We start from the raw sequence: 12,070 nt of genomic DNA, 5'->3' as shown, positions 1-12,070 counted from the left end.
CGAGCTTTCGACGTGGAACGAGACGGCGATGGAGGTCCCGCGCGATCGCTGCGTCCACGAGCTGTTCGAGGCCCAGGTCGCGCGGACGCCCGACGCCGTGGCGGTGGTCTTCGAGGACCGAGCGCTCACCTATCGAGCGCTGGACGAGCGCGCGAACCAACTGGCGCACCACCTCCGGTCGCTGGGGGTCGGGCCGGAGGTCCTGGTCGGGCTGTGCGTGGAGCGATCCGCGGAGATGGTGGTGGGCGTGCTCGGGATCCTCAAGGCGGGCGGCGCTTACGTGCCGCTCGACCCCAGGTACCCGGCCGATCGCCTGGCGTTCATGATCGACGACGCCCGGGTTTCGGTGTTGCTCACCGAGGCGCGAAGCTCCCGCCCCGCGCCGGCGTGCGCGGCGCGCGTGGTGCGGATCGACGTCGACGCGGCCGCGATCGCGGCGTGGCCGGTGACGGCGCCGTCACCGCTGGCGACCGCGGATCACCTCTCCAACGTCATCTACACCTCGGGCTCGACCGGCAGGCCCAAGGGCGTCGCGCTGCTCCACCGGGCCATGGTCAACGTGCTCCACGCCACGGCCGCGCGGCACGGGATCGCGGCGTCCGATCACCTGCTCGCCGTGAACAACATCTCGTTCGACTTCGCAGGGCTGGACATCTTCCTGCCGCTCATGGCGGGCGCGCGGCTGGAGATCGCGCCTCGCGAGCTCGCGCTCGACGGCGCCGCGCTCGCCCGCCGGCTCGACGAATCGTCGACGATCACGCTCATGCAGGCCACGCCCGCGACCTGGCAGATGCTGGTCGACGCGGGCTGGAAAGGCCGTCCCTCCTTCCGGCTCGTGGCCGGTGGAGAGGCCGTGTCGCGGGAGCTCTGCGATCGCCTCGTCGCGCGTGCCGGGGCGGTGTGGAACATCTACGGGCCCACCGAGACGACGATCTTCTCGTGCACGCAGAAGCTCGACGCGACGGACGGACCGGTGCTGATCGGCCCGGCGATCGCCAACACGCGGCTCCACGTGCTCGATCCTCGCGGCGCGCCCGTGCCGGTGGGGGTGACGGGGGAGCTGTTCATCGGCGGCGCCGGGCTCGCGCGCGGGTACCTCGGGCGCCCGGGGCTGACGGCGGAACGGTTTGTCCCCGATCCGTTCTCGCCTGGCGAGCGGCTCTACCGCACCGGCGATCTCGTCCGCTTCCGGCCTGACGGCGCCCTCGAGTTCCTCGGGCGCGCCGATCACCAGGTGAAGATCCGGGGCCACCGGATCGAGCTCGGCGAGATCGAGGCCGCGCTCTCGGCCCACCCGGACGTGCGCTCGTGCGTGGTGGTGCCGCAGGACATCGCGGGCGACCGGCGCCTCGTGGCGTACGTGGTGCTCGGCGAGCCCAACCCTTCGCAGCGCGCGCTGCGGGACCACCTGAAGGCCACGCTGCCGGACTTCATGGTGCCGTCGGCGTTCGTCGTCCTTCCCGCGCTGCCGATGTCGCCCAACGGCAAGGTGGACCGGCTCCGCCTGCCGGCCCCGACCGTGGATCGTGACGAGGCGGCGGAGCCGCCGGCCGCGGAGGAGTCCGAGCTGGAGCGGACGATCCGCGAGATCTGGCAGGACGTCCTCGGGGTCCCGTCGGTGGGCCTCACCGACAACTTCTTCGACGCAGGCGGACACTCGCTGCTCCTGACCCGGGTCCGCGCGCGGTTGCAGCAGGCGCTCGGGCGCGAGCTCACGATCGTCGAGCTGTTCGAGCACCCGACGATCGCCGCGCTCGCCAGCCACCTCGCACCACTCCCGGCCGCCACCGGCGAGATCGCGGGGTTGCCGCCGCTCGAGCTCGATCCTGACGCCCGCTATCAGCCGTTCGAGCTCACGCCGCTCCAGCTCGCGTACTGGGTAGGCCGCGGTTCGTTCTACGAGCTCGGCGGGGTCGCGGCTCACGCGTACGCCGAGCTCGATCTGCGCGGGCTCGACGTGGCGCGCCTCGAGCGCGCGCTCGACAAGGTGATCTCGCGCCACGACATGCTGCGCGCGGTGATCGACGCCGATGGCCGGCAGGTTGTGCTCGCCGAGGTGCCGCGGTTCACGATCGAGCTCGTCGAGCCGCCGAGCGAGGCGCGGCTCCTCGAGCTGCGCGAGGCGATGTCGCACCGCGTGATGCCGGCGGATCGCTGGCCGCTGTTCGAGCTCTGCGCGGCGCGCCTCGGCGAGGGGGTGGTCCGGCTGTTCATCGGCCTGGATGCGTTGATCGCCGACATGCACAGCATCCAGGTGATCTTGCAGGAGGTGGTGCGCTGTTACAGCGACGAGGCCACCGAGCTCGCACCCCTCGCGCTCACGTTCCGGGACTGTGTCCGGTGGTCTGCGGAGGCCCGGAGCAGCGAGCGCGGCGAGCGCGACTGGGCGTACTGGCGCGACCGGGCGGGCACGCTGCCGCCCGGGCCGGAGCTGCCGCTCGCGGTGCCCCCCGAGGCGATCGGCGTGCCGCGCTTCGAGCACCACGCGCGAAGGCTCGATGCCGCGACGTGGAGCGCGCTCGAGGCACGCACGACGCGGCACGGGCTGACCCCGTCGAACGTCCTGCTCGCCGCGTTCAGTGAGGTGCTCGGGGCGTACAGCCGGTCGCCGCACTTCACGGTCAACCTCACGTACTTCAACCGGCCGCCGGTGCACGCCGAGATCGGCCAAATTGTGGGCGACTTCACGTCGGTGCTGCTCGTCGAGGTCGACCTCACCGGCGGCACGAGCTTCCTCGAGCGGGCGCGCCGGCAGCAGCACCGGTTGCTCGAGAGCATGGACCACGCGCTGGTCAGCGGCGTGGACGTGATGCGCGAGCTCGCGCGCCAGCGGGGTGCGAAGGCCGCGCGGTTTCCAGTCGTGTTCACCAGCGGCCTGGGGGTCGGCGAGCTGCTCGGCGATGAGGTCATGTCGGGCGTCGAGCTCGCCTCCGAGCCGTACGGGATCGCCCAGACGCCGCAGGTCTGGTTCGATCATCAGGTGTTCGAGCTGCGCGGCGAGCTGCAGATCAACTGGGACGTCGTCGCCGGCCTGTTCCCCGCCGGGATGATCGACGTGATGATCGACGCGTACCTCGATCTGATCCGCGCGCTGGCCGAGCGCGACGAGGCGTGGACGGCGCCGGACCTTTTGGCGACCCCGCGGCGCGAGCGCGAGCGCTTCGCCGCGATCAACGCGACGGCCGGCGCGACCGGGGACGGGCTGCTCCACGACTTGATCGAGGCGCAGGCCGGGCGCTGTCCGGACGCACTCGCGGTGGTCGACGCCGAGCGCCGGCTCACGTATCGCGAGCTTGTGAGCCTCGGGCGGCGGCTCGGCCGGGAGCTTCGCGCGCACGAGGTGGCGCGCGACGAGCTGGTCGCGATCGTGATGGACAAGGGCTGGGAGCAGGTCGTGGGCGCGCTCGGCGTGCTGCACGGCGGCGGTGCGTACCTGCCGATCGCGGCGGAGCTGCCGGAGGCGCGGCGGGACGAGCTGCTTGCGCAGGGCGGGGTGCGCATCGTGCTGACGCAGCGGCGGCACGCCGGTGCGGTGTGGCCGGCGGGGATCACGGTGATCACGATCGGCGAGGAGGAGCCGTGGATGGCGCACGACGCCGGCCCGCTTTCGCCGCTGCGCGCGCCGTCCGATCTGGCGTACGTGATCTTCACGTCCGGATCGACCGGGCGGCCGAAGGGGGTCGCGATCGAGCACCGGAGCGCGCTCAACACGATCCTGGACGTCAACGAGCAGTACGCCGTGGGGCCCGCGGATCGGGTGTTCGGGCTGTCGTCGATGTCGTTCGATCTGTCGGTGTGGGACGTGTTCGGGGTGCTCGGGGCGGGGGGCACGCTGGTGTTGCCCGAGCCCGGGACGCTGCGCGATCCCGAGCGGTGGCTCTCGTGGCTGCGGGACGAGGGCGTGACGATCTGGAACTCGGTGCCCGCGCTCCTCGAGATGCTGGTGGAGCACGCCGAGGCGCTGCCGGGGACGCTGCGGCTCGCGCTGCTCTCGGGGGACTGGATTCCGGTGACGCTGCCCGATCGCGTGCGCGCGCGCGCGCCCGGCTGCCGGGTGGTGAGCCTGGGCGGCGCGACCGAGGCGTCGATCTGGTCGATCTGGTATCCGATCGATCAGGTCGATCCGAGCTGGGTGAGCATCCCGTACGGCCGGCCGATGCGGAACCAGACGTTCCACGTGCTGGACGAGCGGCTGCATCCGCGGCCGGTCGGGGTGGCCGGTGAGCTCTACATCGGCGGCATTGGGCTGGCGCGTGGCTACTACGGGGATCCGGTGCAGACGGCGGAGCGGTTCGTGACGCACCCGATGACGGGCGAGCGGCTGTACCGGACGGGGGATCTGGGGCGCTGGCAGCCGGAGGGCACGATCGAGTTCCTCGGCCGGCAGGACCACCAGGTGAAGATCGGCGGCTACCGGATCGAGCTCGGCGAGATCGAGCATCACCTGCTGCAGCATCCGCAGATTCGGCGCGCGCTCGTGGATGCGCGGGGAGATCGCCACGCGCGGCGGCTGGTCGCGTACGTGGAGCCGGGCGACGAGCAGCGGCTGGTCCCCGAGGCGGTGCAGCGTTGGCTCGCCGAGCGGCTGCCGGGCTACATGGTGCCCGCGCAGTTGCAGGTCCTGTCCGCGCTGCCGCTGACGTCGAACGGCAAGGTGGATCGCGCGGCGCTGGCCGCGCTCGACCTCGGCGAGGCGAAGGTCGAGCCCGGCACCAAGGCGCAGGCTCCTGGCCAGGGGCACGCCCGGCACAAGCTCGAGGCAGGATTCGCGTTCGACGCGGCGAGCGGGGTGCTCGACCTCCCGCCCGCGACGCTGGCGTCGCCGTGGCCGCGCAAGAGCTACCGCACGTTCGAGGGCGAGGCGCCGCGCGCCGACGCCCTCCACCAGATCGCGACGACGGCGCCCCAGCGCTCCGGCGCCGCGGGCGCGCTCGATCGCGAGCTCGTCGGTGGGCTCCTCGCGGTGCTCGCGCCGGTGGCGTCCGACCGCGATCCGTTTCCGAAGTATCGCTACGCCTCGGCGGGCAGCCTCTACGCCGTCCACGCGATCGTCGACGTCCCTGACGGGATCGCGGGGCTCGCGCGCGGGCGCTACGGCTACGATCGGGCGCGGCATTGCCTCGTGGCGCTCGGATCACTCGCCGCGGAGGCGCCGTTCGCCGTGCACCTCGCGGTCGAGCGAGGGCGCATCGAGGCGCGGTACGGCGAACTCGCGGAGGCGCTCGCGTGCCTCGACGGCGGGTACCTGGCCGAGCTGTTGATCGAGCGCGCCGCGGCGCTCGGGGTCGCGCTCGCGGACACGCTCGCCGCGACCGTCGCGCCGCCGGGGCTGACCCCGCTGTGCCGGCTCGGGCTCGCCGAGCCGTGTCGGCCGAGCGAGGCGCCCCCGCTCGGCACCTGGCTGGTCGTCCGTCACGACCTCGCCGAGCTGCCGCGCGGCATCTACCGGCCGGGCGCGGCGCCGGCGACCTGGGAGCGGCTCGGCACGCAGGCGCTGGCCGACGAGGACTTCCCTCTCAACGAGGCGATCGCGGCGGGGGCGCCGGCGGCGCTGCTCCTGATCGGAGCGCCCGGCCCGGAGACGCGGCATCAGGCGGGTCGCCTCGGCCAGCGCTGGATGGAGCGCGCGGCCGGGCTCGGCGTCGGGATGTGTCCTGTCGGCCGCGTGTCGCGCGGGCCGCTCGGATCCCTGCTCGAGCCCGGTCAGGAGATCGTCCATGCGCTCCTGGTCGGCGGGATCACCGCGGAGCAGGCGCGCGCCGAGCAGTCGAGCGAGATCGCGTTGACCGGCGAGGCGCCGCGCGCCGCGGCACCGCCCCGCAATCGCGACGAGCTCGCCGCGCGGATCGCCGCGATCGTCGCCGAGCGGTTGGGGGTGGCCACGGTCGAGCTCGATCGATCGCTCTTCGATCTGGGCGTAAGCTCGATCGGCATGGTCCAGATCCATCGCCGGCTGCGCGACGAGCTCGGCCTCAAGTTCCCGCTCGTCGAGCTCTTCAACCGCTCGACGATCGCGGCGCTGGTGCAGTACCTGGACCCGACGAGCCTGCACGACGACGGCGCCGCGCCGGCGTCCCCGGCCGGCGACCCCTGGGCGGACCGGCTGTCCGCCGAGCAAGAGGGGCTCTGGTTCATCCAGCACAGCGCGCCCGACCACGCCGGCTACAACGTGGCCGTCGCCCTGCGCATCGAGTCGGAGTCCGAGCATGCCCCGGTGCTCCGCCGAGCGCTGCAGGCGCTCGTCGACCGGCACGCCCCGCTGCGCACCTCGTATCCGGAGGTGGACGGCGTCCCGCGCGCGCGCGTCCACGCGGATCGCGCCGTCCCGCTCGTCGAGATCGACGCGGAGGGGCAGGGCGTGGCCGAGGTGCTGCGCGCCGCCGCCGCGGTGCAGCAGCGCCCGTTCGACCTCGCCGTGGAAGGTGCGTTCCGGGCGTGTCTCTACCGGATGGGGCCGCGCGAGTCCGTGCTGCTGCTGTGCATGCACCACATCGCCATCGACGCGTGGTCCGTGGCCGTGATGCTGCGCGAGCTGGTCCAGCTGTACGCCGCGGACGGCGGGCCGGACCCGCTGCCGAAGGTCGAGCACACCTACGAGCAGTTCGTGAGGTGGCAGCGCGATCTGCTCGCGCAGCGCGCCGACGAGCTGCGCCACGTCTGGCTCGACGAGCTCGCGGGCGCGCCGCTGGTCCTCGATCTCCCGACCGATCGTGCGCGCACCGCGGGTCGGCCGTTCCTCGTCGAGACCCGGCGGCACGTCCTGGGGGCGGCGCTGACCGACGAGCTGCGCAGGCTCGCGCAGAGCCAGCGCACGATCCTCGCCACGATCCTGCTCGCGGCCTACGAGGTCTTGCTCCACCGCTACACCGGCCAGGAGGACCTCTGCGTGGGCTTCGGCGTGACCCGGCGCGACCGGGCCGAGCTCACCGGCACCTTCGGGTACATGGTCAACCAGCTCGTCATCCGCTCGCGGCTCGACGCGAGCGATCCGCCGGACTTCCTGTCCCTGGCGCACGCGACCCGCGATCGAGTGCTGGCCGCGATGGACCGGCAGGACTACCCGTTCCCCTGGCTGGTGAAGGATCTGCTCACGAGCCGTGATCCCAGCCACGCCCCCGTGTTCCAGGCAGCGTTCGTGTTCCAGGGACAGGCGCTTCCCGCCGAGGGCGGCGACCTCATGACAGGTGCGCCCGTCCTGGCCGGCGGGGCGCGATTCTCGGTCGTCCACGCGCGCCAGGCGTCGAGCGAGCTCGATCTGCTCCTCGAGGTGATCGAGGGCAAAGGCGAGCTCACGCTCGATCTCCACTACAGCGCCGACCTGTTCGACGCCGGTACCATCGACCGACTGGCCCGGCACCTGGAGCGCCTGCTCGAGGCCGCCGTCGCCGACCCCGGCTGCTCGGTCGCTGAGCTTCCGATGCTCACCGACGACGAGCGCCAAAAGCTGCTGGTCGAGTGGAACCGGACCGATGCCCCGTTCTCGAGCGAGGCGTGTATTCACGAGCTGTTCGAGGCGCACGTCGACCGCACCCCCGATGCGCCTGCCCTCGTCGATCTGTGCGACCCGGCCGCGGGGCCCCACGGCGCTGCCGTCAGCTACCGGGAACTCGATCTGCGCGCCAACCGGATTGCCCACCGCCTGATCAAAGCCGGCGTCGGGCCCGAGGTGCGGGTGGGCGTGTACCTGCGGCGCGGGGCCGATCTGATCGCCTGCCTGCTCGGCGTCCTCAAGGCCGGCGCGGCCTTCGTGGTCCTCGACCCCGAGCACCCGCGATCACACCTCGCGTTCCTGCTCGAGGACGCCGGCGCGCCCGTGGTGCTCACCGATGCGTCCCTGCGCGCCGCGCTGCCCGAGACGCCCGCCCAATTGATCGAGATCGATCGCGAGCTCGCCGGCGAGCCCGGCTACCGGCCGCGGCGTCGCGCGACGCCGACGAGCCTCGCCTACCTCTTGTACACGTCAGGCTCGACCGGGCGGCCCAACGGCGTCCTGATCGAGCACCGCGGGCTCGTCAACGCCATCGAGGCGTTCATCCGGATCATGGAGACCGGGCCCGGCGCGCGTCACGCGCACGCGCTCTCGCTCAACTTCGACGGTGCGCTCGGTCACCTATTTACGGCGCTCTGCTCCGGCAGCGCGGTCTACCTCGCGCCCCGCGAGGGCGATCATCTGGGCGGCCTCGTCGAGCTGATGGCGCGCGAGGCCATCACGCATATCGTGCTGGTCCCCTCGGTGCTCGCGGCGCTGCCGGACGCCGAGCTGCCCGCGCTGCAGACGCTCCTCGTCGGAGGCGAGCGCTGTACGGCCGAGCTCGTCGCGCGCTGGGGGCGCCGGCGCCGGTTCATCAACGTGTACGGTCCCACCGAGGCGACGATCCTGGCCACCGCCACGCGCTGCGTGGCCGACGGGGCCACGCCGTCGATCGGCAGGCCGCTCCCCAACCTGACGACGTACGTCGTGGATCGCTTCGGCCAGCTCGCGCCGCCCGGCGTGGTCGGCGAGCTGTGGCTGGGCGGCGTGGGCGTGGCGCGTGGCTACTTCAAGCGGCCCGAGTTGACGGCGCGCAAGTTCATCGAGAGCCCGTTCGGCACCGGGCGGCTCTACCGCACCGGGGACCTCGTGCGCCTGCGCGGGGGCGATGACCGGCCGCCGGTGCTCGAGTTCGTCGGCCGCGTGGACCATCAGGTGAAGATCCGCGGCCACCGGATCGAGCTCGGGGCGGTGGAGAGCGCGCTGCGCGCGTCCTCGCAGGTGCGCGACGCCGTCGTGATCGTGCGCGAGGCCGAGGGCGCCTCGCCTCGCCTCGTGGCCTACGTGACCCCGGTCCACCCGACGCCGCCGGACGATCCTGCGCTGGGCCACCGGCATCGAGAGCTGGCCGCGGAGCTCCTCCGAGAGCTGCGCGAGGTGCTGCCGCCGTACATGGTGCCCGCGGCGCTCGTCGTGCTGCCGGCGCTACCGCTCACCCTCAACGGCAAGGTGGACGTGCGGGCGCTGCCGCCGCCGGAGCGCTCGCCGGGCGCGCAGGAGGAGCCGGCCGAGCCGCGGACCGAGGCGGAGCGGAAGCTCGCCCAGGTCTGGTGCAAGGTCCTCGGGCTCGAGCGGATCGGGATCCACGACAACTTCTTCGAGCTGGGCGGGGACTCGATCCGCAGCATCCAGGTCATCTCGCAAGCGCAGGAGCTCGGGATCGCGCTCCGCGCCGCCCAGGTCTTCGAGCACCAGACCATCGCGCAGCTCGCCGCGGCGGTGGGGACACAGGCCGCCTCGGCGGACCAGGGCGCGGTCTCCGGCCCGGTGCCGCTGACCGCGATCCAGCGCTGGTTCTTCGCGCAGGATCGCTCGGCGCCGAACCACTTCAACCAGGCATTCCTCCTCGAGACGCCTGCCGACGTGGACTCCGACCTCTTGCGGCAGGCCCTCGAGCACGTGCAATCGCACCACGACGCGCTGCGCATGCGGTTCGTGCGCAGCGGATCGTCCTGGCTCCAGGAGGGGCTTGCCTCGCAGGGCGAGGTCGCACTCGAGGTGGTGGATCTCTCGTCGCTTGCGGCCGGCGCGCAGCGCGCGGCGCTGGACCAGGTCGCGGCGCGCCTGCAAGGCAGCCTCGACCTCTCGGCCGGCCCCGTGATGCGGGCCGCGCTATTCACGTTGGGCTCGTCGGGGACCGGGACGGATCGGTCGGGCCGGCTGCTCTGGGTCATTCATCACCTGGTCGTCGACGCCGTCTCGTGGCGGGTGTTGATCCCGGATCTGTCCACGGCCTATCAGCAGCTCGCCGCGGGACAGGCCGTGCGGCTGCCGGCCAAGACGACGTCGTTCAAGCGCTGGGCGGAGCGCGTGACCGCGTACGCCCGCACCGCGGCTTTCGAGGAGGAGCGCGCGATCTTGGCGCTCGCGCCGCCGACCGCGCTCCCCGTCGATCGGCCGACCGGCCAGAACCGCAGGGAGTCGGCCGCGGAGATCGTCGTGTCCCTCTCGCCGGAGGAGACCCGCACCCTGATCGCGGACGCGCTGAGGCCGTACAACCTCGGCGTGCAGGACGTCCTCTTGACGGCCCTCGCGCGGACCGTGGCGCGCTGGACCGGCTCGCTCGACGTCTGGGTCGATCTCGAGGGGCACGGGCGCGAGGAGCTGTTCGACGACGTGGATCTGTCCCGTACCGTCGGCTGGTTCACGTCGCTGTTCCCGGTGCGCCTCCGCCTACCCGACGGCGATGACCTGGCCGCCGCGCTCGTGGCGGTCAAGGAGCAGCTCCGGGCGGTGCCGCGGCGAGGCATCGGTTATGGCCTCCTGCGCCACCTGAACGACGAGGGAGCGGCGCTGCCTTGGCCGGCGCCGCAGATCAACTTCAACTACCTGGGACACCTCGGTGGCGAGCGCGACGCCGCCGGCGGGCTTCGCCTCACGTGGGAGAGCGCGGGCCCGCGGGAGGCCGGGGGTGGGACGCGAAGCCACGTCCTCGAGGTGAACGCCGTGGTGGCCGGGGATCGCCTCGCGGTCGTCTTCGGCTACAGCCGCGATCTTCACGAGACCGCGACCGTGGAGCGGCTCGCGAGCGAGCTCGTCGAGGAGCTCGGGCGCCTGATCCGCCACGGCGCGGCGCTCGGCGCCGGCGGCTTCACGCCCAGCGACTTCCCGTTCGCCGGGCTTCTGCCCCAGGAGCTGCGCGTGGTGCTTGACCGACTCGGCGAGACCGGGCGCTCGAAGCTCGAGGCGATCTATCCGCTCACGTCGCTGCAGCGGGAGATCCTGTTCGAGACGCTGAACGCCGGATGGTCGAGGATGTACATGACGCAGGCGGCGCTCACGTTCGAGGGAGCGCTGGACGTCGCCGCGCTCCGGTCGGCCTGGGAGCAGGTCGTCCGGCGGCACCCCTTGCTGCGCAGCTGTTTCTTGTGGGACGGCCTGGCGGCGCCGGTCCAGGTGGTGCTGCGAGACGTGCCGGTGCCCTGGGACGAGCGCGACTGGCGCGGGGTGCCGGATCGAGAGGCGAGGCTCGCCGCACTCGGCGACGAGCTCGTCGCCCGCGGGCTGCCGCTCGACGCCGCTCCGATCATGCGGCTGACGCTGATCCGGACCGCCGACGAGCGCTACGAGCTGATTTACGACTCCCACCACGTGTTGACGGACGGGTGGAGCCTCGGCGTAATCCTGCGTGACCTGTTCGAGGCCTACCAGGACGCGCGGGGAGGCCGGCCCCCGGGAGTCGCCGGAGCCGGGACACGCGTGGCGGGATCGTACGACAGCTATCTCCGGTTCCTCGAGCGACAGGACCTGGAGCGCTCGAGGACGTTCTGGCACCGAGCGTTGCACGGTGTGGAGGCGCCGACCCCGCTGGTCATGGAGCGGAGCCAGCCGGCCGGTGCACGCGGCGTTTGCGTGCACCAGATCCAGCTGGATGAAGGCACGACGGCCCGGCTGCGAGCCGCGGCGGATGCCGAGCGCATCACGCTGCACACCATGCTCGATGGGGCGTGGGCGTTGCTGCTAGGCCGGAGCTCCGGTCGAAAGGACGTGCTGTTTGGCACGACGAGCTCGGGGCGTGAGGTCGGTGTTCCCGGGATCGAGGACATGGTCGGGCTCTTCATCAACGTCTTGCCGACGCGCGCCCGTATCGACGAGCGCCAGGACGTCTGGACGTGGCTGCGCCGGTTGCAGGCGGAGCAGGTGGAGGCGCGCGAGCACCAGCACCTCTCCCTGGCCGAGCTCCAGCGAGCCGCCGCGGTCCCTGCCGAGAGCCCGCTCTTTCGCACCATGGTGGTGTTCGAGAATTACCCTCTCGATCTCCGCATCCCCGGCAGTGGCGGGCTCACGGTGAAGTTGGGATTTGCAGGCGGCGGGCCTACCCACTATGCGCTGGCGGTGGTTGGCATGCCGGGCCCGGGGCTCGACATCTACATCCAGTACGACCTCGCCCGCTTTGACTCCGAGAGCATCGGCCGGCTGGCCGCGGGCCTCGAGCAGCTGCTCCGCGGAATGATCAGCACACCTGCGCCAACGCTCCGCGCATTGCTCGCGCTGCTGGGCGACGATGCTTGGCCGAGCTCGGCCTCGTCGCCGTCGTAA

General features: G+C 72.5%; 1 protein-coding gene (cut by a window edge). It reads left to right on the top strand.

Annotation, left to right across the window (positions count from 1 at the left end):
* A protein-coding gene (locus KEG57_RS35930) for a non-ribosomal peptide synthetase (protein ID WP_272427523.1) crosses the window boundary here: on the top strand, window positions 1–12,070 show its 3' portion. 1,565 nt of this gene lie to the left of the window's left edge; the window shows 12,070 of its 13,635 coding nt (coding positions 1,566–13,635); the start codon falls outside the window, past its left edge; its stop codon occupies window positions 12,068–12,070.

This window comes from Polyangium jinanense (assembly GCF_028435365.1).
This window is presented reverse-complemented; position numbering and strand designations above follow the sequence as displayed.